A 15,410-nucleotide genomic window follows, 5' to 3' on the forward strand; every position below is an offset into this window, starting at 1 on the left:
TACACGAAGTACTGCTGCTGGGAAGAGTTCGGGCTGCTCACGGCAGCGCCTTGCGGGCGGTCGCGAAGCGCGGCCGGTTGTTGAGGTCCGGGTGGTCGGCGGCGTCGGCCCAGCCCCGTTCCTCCGTGAAGACCCACGGCACCTGGCCGCCCTGGGTGTCGGCGTGCTCGATGACGACGACGCCGCCGGGGCGCAGCAGCCGGTGCGCGGTGCGTTCCAGGCCGCGGATGAGCTCGAGGCCGTCCTCGCCGGAGAACAGGGCCATCTCGGGGTCGTAGTCGCGCGCCTCGGGAGCGACGTACTCCCACTCCGTGAGCGGGATGTACGGCGGGTTGGAGATGACCAGGTCGACCTGGCCGTCCAGGTCGGGGAAGGCGGTCAGGGCGTCACCCTGCCGCAGATCGACCCGGGACCCCTCCACGTTCTTGCGGGCCCACCGCAGCGCTTCCTCCGACAGCTCCACGGCGTGCACCCGGGAGCGCGGCACCTCCTGGGCGAGGGCGAGCGCGATGGCGCCCGAGCCGGTGCACAGGTCGACGATGAGCGGCTCGACGACATCCATGGCACGCACGGCGTCTATGGCCCACCCGACCACCGACTCGGTCTCGGGACGCGGCACGAAGACGCCCGGCCCGACCTGCAGCTCCAGGTACCGGAAGAAGGCGCGCCCGGTGATGTGCTGCAGCGGCTCGCGCTGCTCACGGCGTGCGACGACCTCCCAGTAGCGGGCGTCGAAGTCGGAGTCCTTCACGGAGTGCAACTCGCCCCGCTTCACACCGTGCACGAACGCGGCGAGCTCCTCCGCGTCGGTGCGCGGAGAGGGCACGCCGGCGTCGGCCAGCCGCTGGGTGGCCTGAGCTACCTCAGCGAGCAGCACGCTGCGGGCGCTCGGGGGCCGCCCCCCAAATGATTGCTGCACGCTCGTCCTCCGTGTACTCGTGAATGCCTTACGCGGCTGCGAGCTTGGCGGCCGAGTCCGCGTCGACGCAGGCCTGGATCACCGCGTCGAGGTCGCCGTCCAGGACCTGGTCCAGGTTGTACGCCTTGAAGCCGACGCGGTGGTCCGAGAGGCGATTCTCCGGGAAGTTGTACGTACGGATCTTCTCGGAGCGGTCGACGGTACGGACCTGGCTGCGGCGGGCGTCGGCGGCTTCCTTCTCCGCCTCCTCCTGCGCCGCGGCGAGCAGCCTGGAGCGCAGGATACGCAGTGCCTGCTCCTTGTTCTGCAACTGGCTCTTCTCGTTCTGGCAGGAGGCGACCACTCCGGTGGGCAGATGCGTGATGCGCACCGCGGAGTCGGTCGTGTTGACGGACTGGCCGCCCGGGCCGGACGACCGGTAGACGTCGATCCGCAGGTCGTTCGGGTTGATCTCGACGTCGACCTCCTCCGCCTCGGGCGTGACGAGCACACCGGCCGCGGAGGTGTGGATACGGCCCTGCGACTCGGTGGCCGGCACCCGCTGCACACGGTGCACGCCGCCCTCGTACTTCAGCCGGGCCCACACCCCCTGCCCGGGCTCGATCTGCCCACGCGCCTTCACCGCGACCTGGACGTCCTTGTAGCCGCCCAGCTCGGACTCGGTGGCGTCGATGATCTCGGTCTTCCAGCCGACCCGCTCGGCGTACCGCAGGTACATGCGCAGCAGGTCGCCGGCGAACAGGGCGGACTCGTCGCCGCCCGCGCCGGCCTTGATCTCGAGGATGACGTCCTTGTCGTCGCTGGGGTCGCGCGGGACCAGCAGCAGCCGCAGCTTCTCCGTCAGCTCCTCGCGCTGCTGCTCCAGCTCCTTGACCTCGGCGGCGAACTCCGGGTCGTCGGCGCCCAGTTCGCGGGCCGTCTCGATGTCGTCGCCGGACTGCTTCCAGGAGCGGTACGTGGCGACGATCGGGGTCAGCTCGGCGTAGCGCTTGTTCAGCCTGCGCGCATTGGCCTGGTCGGCGTGGACCGACGGGTCGGCGAGCTTCTTCTCCAGGTCGGCGTGCTCGGCGACGAGCTCCTCGACGGCCTCGAACATCTCTGGCTCCTGTGGTGCGTACGTGGGTGAAGGGGCGGGCGACCAAAAACGCCGGTCCCGGCGCGCCGAAGGAAGGGCGCGGCCGTGGACCGGCGAAATGGGGCTCGCTACTTCTTGGAGCCGGCAGCCTTGCCGAAGCGGGCCTCGAAGCGGGCCACACGGCCACCGGTGTCGAGGATCTTCTGCTTGCCCGTGTAGAACGGGTGGCACTCGGAGCAGACCTCGGCCCGGATGGTGCCGGACTGGATCGTGCTGCGGGTGGTGAACGACGCGCCGCAGGTGCAGCTGACCTGCGTCTCGACGTACTCGGGGTGGATGTCGCGCTTCAAGGTGTCTCCTAGTTTCGGGAGGGCGCCGGGTCGCTGCCGCGGGATGCGGGAGCGTGAACCGGAGCCGACGTACCAGTCTGCCAGGACTGGGGCCATCCCCCAAAACCGGGGGTTGCTGTTGTTTGTTCCCTGCGGGCCGTCTTGGGCTTGTCGCGCCCACGCGGCGGAGCCGCATATCGATACAGCCCCGCGCCCCTATGGGGCGCTTACGACGCCCTTGGCTTCGCCCGTGGCCGTTCCTTCCGTGGCCGTCTTCGGGATCGGCCTGTCGTTCTTGAGGGCGGTCCAGACCTGCTGGGCCTTGGGCTCGTCCAGGAGGACGCGGTTCGGGTCGGCCGGGTCGTACTGGACCGGCATGGTCACCATGTGCATCTTCGACGCGCTGATGCCCTTGAGGCCGTTCGCCCAGGACACGAGGGAGTTCACCGAGCCCAGGTCGGAGTCGGTCGTCACGGCCTTGGTCGCGGTGTCGGCGAGGTCGTACAGCTTCTTCGGGCTGGTGAACAGGCCGACGTCCTTGACCTGCTCGACCAGCGCCTTGATGAAGGCCTGCTGGAGCTGGATGCGGCCGAGGTCGGAGCCGTCGCCGACGCCGTGCCGGGTGCGGACCAGGCCGAGGGCCTGCGTGCCGGTGAGCCTGTGCGTGCCGGCCTCGAGGTTCAGATGGCTGTCGGGGTCGTCGATGTCCTCGGTCGTGGTGACCGTGACGCCGCCCAGCTCGTCGACCAGCTTCTGGAAGCCGCTGAAGTCGACCTCCAGATAATGGTCCATACGGATGCCGGTGAGGGACTCGACGGTCTTCACGGCACAGGCGGCGCCGCCGGTGGTGTACGCGGAGTTGAACATCACGCTCGTCGCGGCGTCATGCGTGGTGCCGTCGGTGTCGGTGCACTCCGGGCGGTCGATGAGGGTGTCGCGCGGTATGGAGACGACACTGGCCTTCTTGCGGCCCTCGTAGAGGTGCACGATCATCGCCGTGTCCGAGCGGGCACTGCCGTCGTCGGCGCCGCCGCCGAGGTCCTGGTTGCTGCCGGAGCGGGTGTCCGAGCCGAGGACCAGGATGTTCTCGGAGCCGTTGTCGGCCTTCTCGGGCCGGTCGGTGCCGAGGGCGTGGTCGATGTCGACGCTGTTGATGTTGCCGTTGAGCTTGAAGTACACGTACCCGAGGCCGGTGCCGCCGAGGACGACGATGCCCGCCGCGGTCCAGGCCGTGATCAGCAGGCCCTTGCCGCGGGGCTTGCGGCGGCGGCCCGGGGTGCGATGGCGCGGGCCGGTGGTGCCGGGCTCGCCCGGTATGCCGGGTTCCGGCGTGCTCTCGGCAGACATGTGCTCCTCGGTTCTCGTCGGGTCGGTTACCCCCTGCGGTGAGGAACAGGCGTGTACCGCACCATCGTCGCTCCGTACGGTCAGACGGGGAAACCCGGCGCAGGGTTGCACAGAAAACTGTGAAGGGCCGTCCCCGTCACCTCGGTGACGGGGACGGCCCTCAGGTTGCCGTGTGCTGGACGACTCAGTCGCCGTTGCCCGGCGTCGGCGTCGTCTTCTGGATCTGCATCAGGAACTCGGCGTTCGACTTGGTCTGCTTCATCTTGTCGAGGAGCAGCTCGACTGCCTGCTGCTGGTCGAGCGCGTGCAGCACCCGGCGCAGCTTCCAGACGATGCCCAGCTCCTCGGCGCCGAGCAGGATCTCTTCCTTACGGGTGCCGGACGCGTCGACGTCCACCGCCGGGAAGATGCGCTTGTCGGCGAGCTTCCGGTCGAGCTTGAGCTCCGCGTTGCCGGTGCCCTTGAACTCCTCGAAGATCACCTCGTCCATGCGGGACCCGGTGTCCACCAGGGCGGTGGCGAGGATGGTCAGCGAGCCGCCGTCCTCGATGTTGCGGGCCGCACCGAAGAAGCGCTTCGGCGGGTACAGGGCGGTCGAGTCGACACCACCGGACAGGATGCGGCCGGAGGCGGGCGCCGCGAGGTTGTACGCACGGCCCAGACGCGTGATCGAGTCGAGCAGGACGACGACGTCGTGGCCCAGCTCCACAAGGCGCTTGGCGCGCTCGATGGCGAGTTCGGCGACCGTGGTGTGGTCCTCGGCCGGGCGGTCGAAGGTCGAGGAGATGACCTCGCCCTTGACCGACCGCTGCATGTCGGTGACCTCTTCCGGACGCTCGTCGACGAGGACGACCATCAGGTGGCACTCGGGGTTGTTGTGCGTGATCGCGTTGGCGATCGCCTGCATGATCATGGTCTTGCCGGTCTTCGGCGGGGCCACGATCAGACCGCGCTGGCCCTTACCGATGGGCGAGACGAGGTCGATGATGCGGGTGGTGAGAACGCCGGGGTCCGTCTCCAGACGGAGCCGGTCCTGCGGGTACAGCGGCGTCAGCTTGTTGAACTCCGGGCGGCCGCGGCCGTGTTCGGGCGCCATGCCGTTGACGGAGTCCAGGCGGACCAGCGCGTTGAACTTCTCGCGCCGCTCGCCTTCCTTGGGCTGACGGACCGCGCCGGTGATGTGGTCACCCTTGCGCAGGCCGTTCTTGCGGACCTGGGCGAGGGAGACGTACACGTCGTTCGGACCGGGCAGGTAGCCCGACGTACGGATGAAGGCGTAGTTGTCGAGGATGTCCAGGATGCCCGCGACCGGGATCAGGACGTCGTCCTCGGCGATCTGCGGCTCGCTGCCCATCTCGTCGCGGCCACGACGGCCCCGGCGGTCGCGGTAGCGGCCGCGACGGCCCCGGCGGCCGCCCTCGAAGTCGTCGTCGTCCTGCTGACGGTCCTGGCGGCCGCCGCCCTGCTGGCCCTGCTGCTGGCCGCGCTGCTGACCGCCCTGCTGGTCGTCGCCCTTACGGCGGTCCCGGTCACGGTCACGGTCGCGGTCCCGGCCGCGCTCGCGGCGGTCCCGGCGGCGGCCCTCGGCGCCCTCACCGGCGTCGCCCTGCGGCTGCTGCTGCGCGGGCGTCTCGGCCTTCGGCTCGCTCTTCGCCTCGGCGGTGACGGTCTCGGGGCTGCCGGCCTCGGCGGTGGCCCGGCGACGACGGCGCTCCGCGGGGGCGTCGTCTCCCCCACGCTCGGCTTCTCCCCCACGCTCGGCTGCGCTCGCGCGGGAGGTACCCCCATCGCGGGAGGGGCCCCCAGCCGGCTGGCCGGGGATCTCGATCTGCTGCTGGGCCACGGCCTTCTCGGCGGGCGCCTCGGCCCTCTTCTCGGCCTTCGCGGTCTTCTCGGCGGGCGCGTCCTCACCCGTGCGCGCCTTGGAGGTGGCGCGGCGCTTGGGCTTGGTCTCGGCGGCCTCGGCGCTCTTCGCCGGGGCTCCGCCGCCGGCCTGCGCCTCCTTGATGACCTCGATCAGCTGGCTCTTGCGCATACGCGCGGTGCCCCTGATGCCGAGGCCGGATGCGACCTGCTGCAGCTCGGCCAGCACCATGCCCTCGAGGCCGGTACCGCGGCGCCGCCGGGAGCCGGCACCGGTGGCAGGCGCGGAGGCGTCCGTGGCGGGCGCGGCAGCGGTCTCCTCGACACGTGCGCCCATCAGATCGGTGGTGTCGCTCACGAAGGGTCCTTCCCTGGAGCGGACGTCGGCCTGTCTGGCTCGGCGACCGGTTGTGCTGTCCGGCTTCGGTCCTTGCTGTGCGAACCGTGCCGGGGCGGTGGTCCGCCTAAGCGGCGGAAGAAATATCTGGTGATGGCGCTTCCTCGAGCCGTGGCACCCAGTGTCACGTGGCGTGGTCGCACCGGTTCCGGAGATCCCCCAGAGGGGGTACCCCCACCGTCGGGCCGCTCAGTGTCGGCGTACGACGTACTGCCCGCGTACGAGGTACAAAACACAGTGCGGCTTGGGGGGCTCCCGGAAGAATGTCTGTCCCGGACTGGGACACGAGGCACCTCGCCATGGTGGGGTCGGGTGCAGACTTGAGGTTAACACTACCGGATCCAACAAACATTCCCCCTCTCCAAATCCGGCAATCGCATGCACTTAATCGGAACCGGAGGGCGCGAGCGGCAGCACGCTCGCGCCCTGCAGATCGAGCGCGAGCCGGTTCGCGGCCCAGCCCGGACCTGCAAGCTGTTCCACCTTGTCGGCCGTTCCCGCGTCGGCCAGCGCCATCACCGTGGGCCCGGCGCCGGAGATCACGGCGGGAATGCCGTCGGCCCGCAGCCGCTCGACCAGCGCCGCACTCTCGGGCATGGCGGGCGCCCGGTACTCCTGGTGCAGGCGGTCCTCGGTGGCGGGCAGCAGCAGTTCGGGGCGCCTGGTCAGGGCCTCGACGAGCAGCGCGGCCCGGCCCGCGTTGGTGGCGGCGTCGACGTGCGGCACGGTGCGCGGGAGCAGTCCGCGCGCGGTCTGGGTCAGCACCGGCTTCCCGGGCACGAAAACCACCGGAACGATGGAATCGGCGGGCTCCATCCTGATCGCCCGCGCGCCCCCGGCCTCCATCCAGGAGAGCGTGAAACCGCCCAGCAGACAGGCCGCCACGTTGTCCGGGTGGCCCTCGATCTCGGTGGCGAGTTCGAGCAGGGCCGTGTCGTCGAGCTTGGCCTCGCCGCCTATGGTCACGGCGCGCGCGGCAACGATGCCGGCGCAGATGGCAGCCGAGGAGGAGCCCAGGCCACGGCCATGCGGAATGCGGTTCGCGCAGACGATTTCCAGGCCGCGTGGCTGTCCGCCCAGGGAATCGAAGGCGGTGCGGAGGGAGCGTACGAGGAGGTGGTTTTCGTCACGTGGCAGCGTCTCGCTGCCCTCACCCGCGATGTCGATGTGCAGCCCGGAGTCGGCCACCCGGACGACCACGTCGTCGTAGAGCCCCAGCGCGAGGCCGAAGGCGTCGAAGCCCGGGCCGAGGTTGGCGCTGGTGGCGGGGACGCGCACCCGTACGGCGGCGGCGCGGAAGGCTGGACCGGCCATCGCTCGATGACTCTCCTTGAGCTGCGTGATTGTCGAAGACATTCGATGACGTACGACGAACCCTGCGGCCGCCTTTCGCCGGGAGGCCGGACACTGTCCGGCTGTGGAGACGACGCGGCACCGCGGCATATGCGGCGGGTGGGTTAGGTACAGCCTATCGAAGGAAGGTTCTGTGGCGACATAGGGCGCACAGGAGGCGCACGATGCGTGTCGTAAGCCCCCTGTGCACCCCCTACGGGGATGACCCTCGGAGCAGGCGTTATGCCAGGCCGAGTCGCTCGGCCGCCGTCGCCGCGTCGACCGGGACGGTGACCGGCTGCGGGGCGCCGGCGACGGCCCAGTCGGGGTCCTTCAGGCCGTTGCCGGTGACGGTGCACACGATGCGCTGGCCCGGGTCGACCTTGCCCTGCTCGGCGGCCTTCAGCAGACCGGCCACGGACGCGGCGGAGGCGGGTTCCACGAAGACGCCCTCCTGGGCGGCCAACAGGCGGTAGGCGCGCAGGATCTCACGGTCCGTCACCTCGTCGATGAAACCGCCGGACTCGTCCCGCGCGTTGAGGGCGTGCTGCCAGGAGGCCGGGTTGCCGATACGGATCGCGGTGGCGATGGTCGACGGGTCCTTGACGACCTCGCCGCGCACGATGGGCGCACTGCCGGAGGCCTGGAAGCCCCACATGCGCGGGGTACGCCCGGCCACGCCGTCGGCGGCGTACTCCTTGTAACCCTTCCAGTAGGCCGTGATGTTGCCCGCGTTGCCCACCGGCAGGACGTGGATGTCGGGCGCCTCGCCGAGCATGTCCACAATCTCGAAAGCAGCCGTCTTCTGACCCTCGATACGCACTGGATTAACCGAATTGACCAGAGCGACCGGGTAGTTGTCGCTGAGCGCGCGAGCCAGCGTCAGGCAGTCGTCGAAGTTGCCGTCGACCTGCAGGATCTTCGCGCCGTGCACGAGCGCCTGGCCCATCTTGCCGAGCGCGATCTTGCCCTGCGGGACGAGCACGGCGGACACCATGCCCGCCCGTACGGCATAAGCGGCGGCGGAGGCGGACGTGTTGCCGGTGGAGGCGCAGATGACCGCCTTGGCGCCCTCCTCCTTGGCCTTGGAGATGGCCATCGTCATCCCGCGGTCCTTGAAGGACCCGGTCGGGTTGGCCCCCTCCACCTTGAGGTGGACCTCGCAGCCCGTGCGCTCGGAGAGCACCTGCGCGGGCACGAGGGGCGTGCCGCCCTCGCGGAGCGTCACGACCGGCGTGGTGTCGGAGACGGGCAGCCGGTCCCGGTACTCCTCGATGATTCCGCGCCACTGGTGGGTCATTGCTGGTTACTCTCCTTCAACCCGCATGATGCTGGCGACACCCCGCACGGTGTCGAGCTTGCGCAGCGCCTCGACGGTCCCGCTGAGGGAGGCGTCGGACGCGCGGTGCGTGACGACGACGAGGGAGGCCTCGCCGTCCTTGCCCTGCTGCCGCACCGTATCGATGGACACACCGTGCTCGGCGAACACGGTGGCCACCTGGGCGAGAACACCCGGTTTGTCGGCGACATCAAGGCTGATGTGGTAGCGCGTCACGACCTCGCCCATGGGCGAGACGGGCAGCGCGGCGTACGCGGACTCGCCGGGGCCGGTCGCGTTGCTGAGCCGGTTGCGGCAGACGGCGACCAGGTCACCGAGGACGGCGGAGGCCGTCGGGGAGCCGCCGGCGCCGGGTCCGTAGAACATCAGCTGACCGGCGGCGTCCGACTCGACGAACACGGCGTTGTACGCGCCGCGCACGGAGGCGAGCGGGTGGGTCAGCGGAATCATGGCCGGGTGCACGCGCGCGGTGACCGAGCCCCCGTCCGCGGCGCGCTCGCAGATGGCGAGCAGCTTGATGGTGCAGCCCATCTCCTTCGCCGAGGCGAAGTCGGCGGCGGTGACCTCGGTCATGCCCTCGCGGTAGACGTCGTCGAGGCGCACGCGCGTGTGGAAGGCGATTCCGGCGAGGATCGCGGCCTTGGCGGCGGCGTCGAAGCCCTCGACATCGGCGGTGGGGTCGGCCTCGGCGTATCCGAGCGCGGTGGCCTCGTCGAGGGCCTCCTGGTACCCGGCCCCCGTCGAGTCCATCTTGTCGAGGATGAAGTTGGTGGTGCCGTTGACGATCCCGAGCACCCGGTTGACCTTGTCGCCGGCGAGGGACTCGCGCAGCGGGCGGATCAGCGGGATGGCGCCGGCGACGGCGGCCTCGTAGTAGAGGTCCTTGTTGTTCGCCCCGGCCGCCGCGTGGAGGTCGGCGCCGTCCTGGGCGAGGAGGGCCTTGTTCGCGGAGACGACGGACGCACCGTGCTCGAAGGCGGTGGTGATCAGCGTACGGGCGGGCTCGATACCGCCGATGACCTCGACGACCACGTCGATGTCGCCGCGTTTGACGAGGGCGGTGGCGTCGGTGGTGACCAGGGCCGGGTCGATGCCCTCGCGCACCTTGTCGGGGCGGCGGACCGCGACGCCCGCGAGCTCCACGGGGGCGCCGATCCTGGCGGCGAGGTCGTCGGCGTGCGTCGTCATGATGCGCGCCACCTCTGAGCCGACCACTCCACAGCCCAGCAGCGCCACCTTCAGCGGACGCGTACGCATCATCCGACCTCGTTTCCTCTCACCGTATGCGGTTGCACCAGTCTCACTCACCGGACGGAAGTTTCTGCCCTTTGTCCGGATCGTGAGACATCTTTTTCATTTCGACGAGGGGTGGAGACAGGAGATCTTCCACCCCTCGTGGACTGGGTTCATCCGACGTCGAGACGCAGGAGGTCTTCCTCCGTCTCCCGGCGGACGATCACCCGCGCCTCGCCGTCGTGCACGGCGACGACCGGCGGGCGGAGCACGTGGTTGTAGTTGCTGGCCATGGAACGGCAGTACGCGCCGGTGGCCGGCACCGCGATCAGGTCACCGGGTGCCAGGTCGGCCGGCAGGAACGCGTCCTTCACCACGATGTCACCGCTCTCACAGTGCTTGCCGACGACACGGGCGAGCATCGGCCCGGCGTCGGAGGTGCGGGAGACCAGGGCGACGCTGTACTCGGCGTCGTAGAGCGCGGTGCGGATGTTGTCCGACATGCCGCCGTCGACGGAGACGTACGTCCGCAGCCCGTCGAGGGGCTTGATGGTGCCGACCTCGTAGAGCGTGAAGGCGGTGGGCCCGACGATGGCCCGTCCGGGCTCGACGGAGATGCGCGGGGTGCGCAGCCTGGCGGCCTCGCACTCACGGCTGACGATCTCGGTGAGCGCCTTGGCGATCTCGTGCGGCTCGCGGGGGTCGTCGTCACTGGTGTACGCGATCCCGAGGCCACCGCCCAGATCGATCTCGGGCAGCTCGACGCCGTGCTCGTCACGGATGTCCTTGAGCAGCCCGACCACGCGGTGCGCGGCGACCTCGAAGCCCGACATGTCGAAGATCTGCGACCCGATGTGCGAGTGAATCCCGATCAGCTCCAGCCCCTCGAGCTGAAGGGCCCGCCGTACGGCCTCGGCGGCCTGTCCGCCGGCCAGCGGAATGCCGAACTTCTGGTCCTCGTGGGCGGTGGCGATGAACTCATGGGTGTGCGCCTCGACGCCGACCGTGACCCGGATCTGCACGCGCTGCCGCTTGCCGAGGGACTGGGCGATGTGGGCGACGCGGACGATCTCCTGGAAGGAGTCGAGAACGATCCGCCCGACACCGGCGTCGATGGCCCGCTCGATCTCGTCGGTGGACTTGTTGTTGCCGTGGAAGGCGATCCGGTCGGCGGGCATGCCGGCGGAGAGGGCGGTGGCGAGTTCGCCGCCGGAGCACACGTCGAGATTCAGCCCCTCCTCGTGCAGCCAGCGCACGATCGCCCGGGACAGGAACGCCTTGCCCGCGTAGAAGACGTCCGCTTCATGACCGAAGGCCGTGCGCCAGGCACGGGCGCGGGCGCGGAAGTCGGCCTCGTCCACGATGTAGGCGGGCGTGCCGAACTCCTCGGCGAGCTTCTTGACGTCGATACCGCCGACGGTCACGACTCCGTGGCCGTCCCGGCCGACGGTCTGCGCCCACACCTTCGCATCGAGGGCGTTGAGGTCGGCCGGCGGGGCGGAGTAGTGACCCTCGGGGAGGACGTCGGCGTGACGGGGCCCGGCGGGGTGTGCGGAACGGCTCATCTGGCGTGCTCTTTCAGAGGTGGTCGGGTGCGTCGATGCCGAGCAGGGCGAGGCCGCCGGCCAGCACCGTCCCGGCGGCTTCGGCGAGGGCGAGCCGGGCGCGGTGGGCGGCCGAGGGTTTCTCCTCGCCGCACGGCAGCACGGCGGGCAGCAGGGCGAGGGCGGCATCGGCGACGGTGACGAGGTGCCGGGCGAGACGGTCGGGGGCGCGGTCGCGGGCGGCCGCGGTGAGGATGCGGGGGTGGTCGGCGAGCAGGGCCTCGAGGTGCGCTGCGTCCGGTACGTGGCCGGGGTCGGCGGCGAAGCCCAGATCGGCGGCGTTACGGGCGACGGCCCGGCTGCGGGCGTGGGCGTACCGCACCCGGAAGAGGGGGTTGCCCTCCCGCTGGACCAGATGATCGACGGTGATCCGGGGCCGGTCGTGCGCCGCGGGCTGGAGCAGGGCCCAGCGGGCGGCGTCACGGCCGAGGGGGAGGGGATCGGTGGGGGCGGGGACGGGCCGTACGGTGACGTCGTCGACCGGTGCCGGTGCGTCCGGGCCGCCGTGGGCGTCGCGCGGTGCCGGTGCGTCCGGGTCGCTGTAGGCGTCGACGCGCACGCCGAGCACCGACTCCCACTCCGGGTCGGGCCGGGCAGTGCAGCTGGTGCGGACGAGGGCGTCCTGGGAACGCAGGATGCGGGCGGCGGCGTCCGCCACTACGACGGCACGCACCTCATGAGGGCAGTGCAGCTGAACCACCTGCCCGGCGAGGGCGTCGGAGTGCCCGTAGCGCAGGCCTTCCCGCAGGATGCGCTGCACCAGACCGACGGAGGCGGCGCCGTCGAGGGCGATGTTGAGGAACCCCGGCCCGGTGATCTCGACCCCGGTGACGCCGTCCGCCCCGGCGAGATACGGGCGGAGCACCTCGGCGACCACACGCGGCGGCTGCCCGGCAGGGCGGGCGAGCTGCAGGGCGATGTTGGTGGCGTAATCCCCCCACCCGCCGGGCCCCGGCGGCTCGACCACGGCCCGTACGGGCACGGTCACGCTCAGCTCCCCCTCGTCGACAGCGCGACGCACCGCATGCAGCACGGTGCGGGAGAGTTCGACGGGGGTCACGGGACAAGCGTATGGGAGGAGGGGGGTGGGTAGGCGAGCTGGTTTGGGAGAGGGTCCGGGATGTGGACGTACGGCTGCGGGCGGCTGCTGCGGTCGACCGCGACTGGCCGGTCTGTCGGCCGGGGCTCATTCGCCTGCCGGCCCGGGGCCCATTCGCCTGCCGGGTCTTGGCTCATCCGCGTGCCGGATCAGCGCCCGGTCAGCGCTCCGGGCCGCCGCTCACCCGCCCGCGCGACCGGCGCTCTCGGCCTCCGCGGCCCCGAGCAGCCCGCCGACTCCGGAGCCGATCACACCAGCGCTGCCGCCGCTCCCCCTGCCACTCCCACTCCCACTCCGCGCGATCAACCGCCGTACGAGCTGTACGAGTTCGGCGGGCTCGAAGGGCTTGGGGAGGAAGGCGTCGACGCCGACATCGAGGCCGGTCTCGACCTCGTACTGCGTACAGGCACTGATGATGGCAAGGGGAAGATCACGCGTCCGCGGATCCGCACGCAGGCGGGCGGCGGTCCGCAACCCGTCCAACCTCGGCATGACGACATCGAGGGTGACCACATCTGGCTGCACCTGATGGACGACATCCAGACACTCGGCACCATCGGCCGCGGTCACCACCTCGAGGCCCTCCAGCTCGAGATTGACCCTGATCAGCTGCCGGATGACCTTGTTGTCGTCCACAACAAGCACCCGGCCCGACGCGCCTGGCACAACTCGAGAGTAGGTGCGGACCGGCCACCGCGTCCGGGTTTTCCCCACTTCCACCCCTGCGGGCGAGCCACATCCCTGGTTGACGTCCTGGCCATCCCCCCGAAACCAGTTCATGACCACCCCGAAGGAGCTGGTAGTGTTCTACCCGTCGCCGCGAGCAAGAACCCGCGACCGACACGCCCCCGTAGCTCAGGGGATAGAGCAACGGCCTCCGGAGCCGTGTGCGCAGGTTCGAATCCTGCCGGGGGCACCCTGTATGAGGTGCCCAAAGACCCCGTCACCAGCGGAAACGCTGAGGCCGGGGTCTTCGTGCATGTGCAGCCGTACGCCGCCCGAAGCGGTCGTATGTCGGGGTCCGTGGACGAGCTGTGGACGGGATCTTGGGGCATCGTTCCAGGTGAGACCCGGAACCCTGGGGACCGCGCGAGGCGCCGACCACATCCTCGTACGCAACGGAGCCGCCGGCCTTGCCCGCCTTTCTTCAAGGCCGGGGCGCCCTTTCCCCCCGCGTCCCGTCAGCTTCGCCCTCCCCCATAGGGTGCGGACATGCGGCTGGAGGTTTCCCGGTCCGCCGGGCGGCCGATCGAGGCGGCCGTGAGGGCCAGCAGCAGGGCTATTACGCCGACGATGACATTGTTGACGATGGTCTTGGTGGTGCTGACGTCACCGGCCACGACCCACGGTGAAACGATCGTCCACACGCTCAGCGCACAAGCAGCCCACGCCATGCTGTGCACACGGTCGTAGGCCCGGCCGAAGCCACCGCTCATGATGAGTGCGTAGGCGATGCCGACGATCAGGTTGTTGACCGCCAGGGTGGAAAAGCCGTTGAACCCCGTGATCCACGGTGAGGCCGCGAGGTAAAGCCCGGTGATGAGGGCCATGGTCTCGATGGCTTGTGCCCTCGGAGTGGTCGCGTTGCGCTCGGCCATCTCATGGCGTTCGCGCATGGCGATGATGTCGGGATGGGCTGCCATGTCAGGCCGAGGAGCGGTCGCCATGCCCATCACCTCCCAAATTATCCGTTTCATGTAGTTCGGGGTCGAGTACCCGAAACGCATGAGATAACCGCGTTGAGCGAGGCAATACCAAGCTGCCACCGGGCAGCAGACAGGGCCCGTCGGCGCGGATCAGACCACCCGCGCTGGTACCAGGCTCACTCGTACTCGCGGAGCAGGTCCTCGATCCGCCGGTTGGCGACATCCTGTCGTCCGTCGAGGCACTTCGCGTAGCGGGTCAACAGGACCTCCACGCTATTGCCGGCGCGCTCAGCCACTTCTGTGGGATCGACACCCGCGTTGAGCCACGTCGACAGCGCCGAGTGCCGAAGGTCGTACGGCCTACTCGCTAGCGGCGAGGCCGCGACGGCCGGCGGAAGCGCGAGGAGCCGGGCCTCTTGCCACACGCGGTAGTAGGTCGAGGACGGGATGACCGAGCCCTTCTCACTGAAGAAGAGCCGCCCGTCTTCAGCCGTGCCGAAGGTGGCAACGTGCTCGCGAAGCACGGCGACGAGATGAGGCGGGATAGGCACCGGCCTGACGTCCTCAGTCGGACGGTTCTTCAGCCCGCGGTCGTCATGGGTCTCCCCCGAGTCTGTCCACTGCTTGCCGACCGACGGACGCGTCCGGTTGAGCAGAGCCGAGCCCCAACCCGCCTCAGGAAGGACGAGGTCAGTTTCGGCGAGCCCCACCGCCTCGGCAGGTCGGAGACCGCCGAAGTACATCGCGGCGAAGAGGCCCACGAGGCGCCGGCCACGAGCTCGCCGATAGCCCCCGACGTAGGAGACAGCCGCGAGGAGGTTCCGGGCCTGCTTCGGATTGGCCACAACCCGCGGGTCTACCTGGTTGGACACCTTGGGCTTCTGCCAGCGCACGGCCGTGATGGGGTTCTCTCGCAGCTCCCCCAGGTCGACCGCATAGTTCGCAGCGTTCACCAGTGTCCGCCGCTTACGCCGCACCGTCTCCGCAGCAGCCGCCGTGCCGTCGAGTTTGAGCTTCAGCGAGTCCAGTACCGCACGTGCCGTCGCGGGTTCCGCCAAATCGGCAAGCGGCCGGGATGCTTTCGAGACCCAATGCAAGACGTTCTGCACGTCGCCCGGAACATCCCGGTCATTATTGATCCGAAACTCAAAGGGTTCTATTCGAGGATGTAGCGGACGTGTGGGCCGCCGAAGTAGCCGCGGACGACGTGCGGCTGACGTTGGCGTC

12 protein-coding genes, 1 tRNA gene and 1 pseudogene are annotated in these 15,410 nt (G+C 69.9%); 1 reads left to right on the forward strand and 13 read right to left on the reverse strand.

The annotated features are described in order from the left end of the window. Positions 1-37: 37 nt before the first annotated feature. From prmC to ACFV7R_RS36860, 11 genes are all read right to left on the reverse strand, one after another. Complete coding sequence (gene prmC / locus ACFV7R_RS36810; RefSeq protein ID WP_129800560.1) at positions 38-877, reverse strand: peptide chain release factor N(5)-glutamine methyltransferase; 840 nt, start codon at positions 875-877, stop codon at positions 38-40. A 70-nt stretch (positions 878-947) separates the two neighbouring features. Beyond that, positions 948-2,015: a peptide chain release factor 1 gene (gene prfA / locus ACFV7R_RS36815; protein WP_385271796.1), complete on the reverse strand. Its 1,068-nt coding sequence runs from the start codon at positions 2,013-2,015 to the stop codon at positions 948-950. A 107-nt stretch (positions 2,016-2,122) separates the two neighbouring features. Next, positions 2,123-2,344: a 50S ribosomal protein L31 gene (gene rpmE, locus ACFV7R_RS36820; protein ID WP_059301453.1), complete on the reverse strand. Its 222-nt coding sequence runs from the start codon at positions 2,342-2,344 to the stop codon at positions 2,123-2,125. Between the two features lie 195 nt (positions 2,345-2,539). Beyond that, entirely contained in the window at positions 2,540-3,670 is a 1,131-nt protein-coding gene (locus ACFV7R_RS36825) for an LCP family protein (RefSeq protein ID WP_385271800.1), read from the reverse strand. A 184-nt stretch (positions 3,671-3,854) separates the two neighbouring features. After that, entirely contained in the window at positions 3,855-5,891 is a 2,037-nt protein-coding gene (rho, locus tag ACFV7R_RS36830; RefSeq protein WP_385271803.1) for a transcription termination factor Rho, read from the reverse strand. A 423-nt stretch (positions 5,892-6,314) separates the two neighbouring features. Next, positions 6,315-7,244, reverse strand: coding sequence for a homoserine kinase (gene thrB, locus ACFV7R_RS36835; protein WP_385271806.1), 930 nt, complete (start codon positions 7,242-7,244; stop codon positions 6,315-6,317). A 259-nt stretch (positions 7,245-7,503) separates the two neighbouring features. Further along, entirely contained in the window at positions 7,504-8,562 is a 1,059-nt protein-coding gene (gene thrC, locus ACFV7R_RS36840) for a threonine synthase (protein ID WP_385271809.1), read from the reverse strand. A gap of 6 nt (positions 8,563-8,568) precedes the next feature. Then, positions 8,569-9,858, reverse strand: a complete 1,290-nt coding sequence (locus ACFV7R_RS36845; RefSeq protein WP_385271825.1) for a homoserine dehydrogenase — start codon at positions 9,856-9,858, stop codon at positions 8,569-8,571. Between the two features lie 149 nt (positions 9,859-10,007). Further along, entirely contained in the window at positions 10,008-11,399 is a 1,392-nt protein-coding gene (gene lysA / locus ACFV7R_RS36850) for a diaminopimelate decarboxylase (protein WP_385271812.1), read from the reverse strand. 13 nt (positions 11,400-11,412) lie between these two features. Further along, on the reverse strand, positions 11,413-12,498 hold the full coding sequence (gene nrtL, locus ACFV7R_RS36855) for an ArgS-related anticodon-binding protein NrtL (protein WP_385271815.1): 1,086 nt from the start codon (positions 12,496-12,498) through the stop codon (positions 11,413-11,415). Positions 12,499-12,717: 219 nt separating this feature from the next. Continuing rightward, positions 12,718-13,173: a response regulator gene (locus ACFV7R_RS36860; RefSeq protein WP_385271818.1), complete on the reverse strand. Its 456-nt coding sequence runs from the start codon at positions 13,171-13,173 to the stop codon at positions 12,718-12,720. A gap of 208 nt (positions 13,174-13,381) precedes the next feature. Here ACFV7R_RS36860 and ACFV7R_RS36865 point away from each other — a divergent pair. Beyond that, a tRNA-Arg gene (locus ACFV7R_RS36865) sits at positions 13,382-13,453 on the forward strand. A 265-nt stretch (positions 13,454-13,718) separates the two neighbouring features. On the opposite strand, the gene ACFV7R_RS36870 is transcribed toward ACFV7R_RS36865, so the two are convergent. Together ACFV7R_RS36870 and ACFV7R_RS36875 are read right to left on the reverse strand one after the other, a co-directional pair. Next, positions 13,719-14,204 (reverse strand): SPW repeat protein, encoded by a 486-nt coding sequence (locus ACFV7R_RS36870; protein WP_385271821.1) that lies wholly within the window; start codon positions 14,202-14,204, stop codon positions 13,719-13,721. Between the two features lie 155 nt (positions 14,205-14,359). Then, a pseudogene (locus ACFV7R_RS36875) lies at positions 14,360-15,316 on the reverse strand (tyrosine-type recombinase/integrase); the annotation flags it as partial. Positions 15,317-15,410 lie beyond the last annotated feature (94 nt).

The sequence above is a fragment of the Streptomyces sp. NPDC059866 genome (assembly GCF_042731325.1).
GTDB lineage: Bacteria > Actinomycetota > Actinomycetes > Streptomycetales > Streptomycetaceae > Streptomyces > Streptomyces flavusporus.

What these genes read in the sequence shown, in the direction of transcription:
- thrB (WP_385271806.1), bottom strand. Translation starts at nt 7,244, where the DNA reads ATGGCCGGTCCAGCCTTCCGCGCCGCCGCCGTACGGGTGCGCGTCCCC.
- ACFV7R_RS36825 (WP_385271800.1), bottom strand. Translation starts at nt 3,670, where the DNA reads ATGTCTGCCGAGAGCACGCCGGAACCCGGCATACCGGGCGAGCCCGGC.
- prfA (WP_385271796.1), bottom strand. Translation starts at nt 2,015, where the DNA reads ATGTTCGAGGCCGTCGAGGAGCTCGTCGCCGAGCACGCCGACCTGGAG.
- ACFV7R_RS36870 (WP_385271821.1), bottom strand. Translation starts at nt 14,204, where the DNA reads ATGGCGACCGCTCCTCGGCCTGACATGGCAGCCCATCCCGACATCATC.
- ACFV7R_RS36845 (WP_385271825.1), bottom strand. Translation starts at nt 9,858, where the DNA reads ATGCGTACGCGTCCGCTGAAGGTGGCGCTGCTGGGCTGTGGAGTGGTC.
- thrC (WP_385271809.1), bottom strand. Translation starts at nt 8,562, where the DNA reads ATGACCCACCAGTGGCGCGGAATCATCGAGGAGTACCGGGACCGGCTG.
- lysA (WP_385271812.1), bottom strand. Translation starts at nt 11,399, where the DNA reads ATGAGCCGTTCCGCACACCCCGCCGGGCCCCGTCACGCCGACGTCCTC.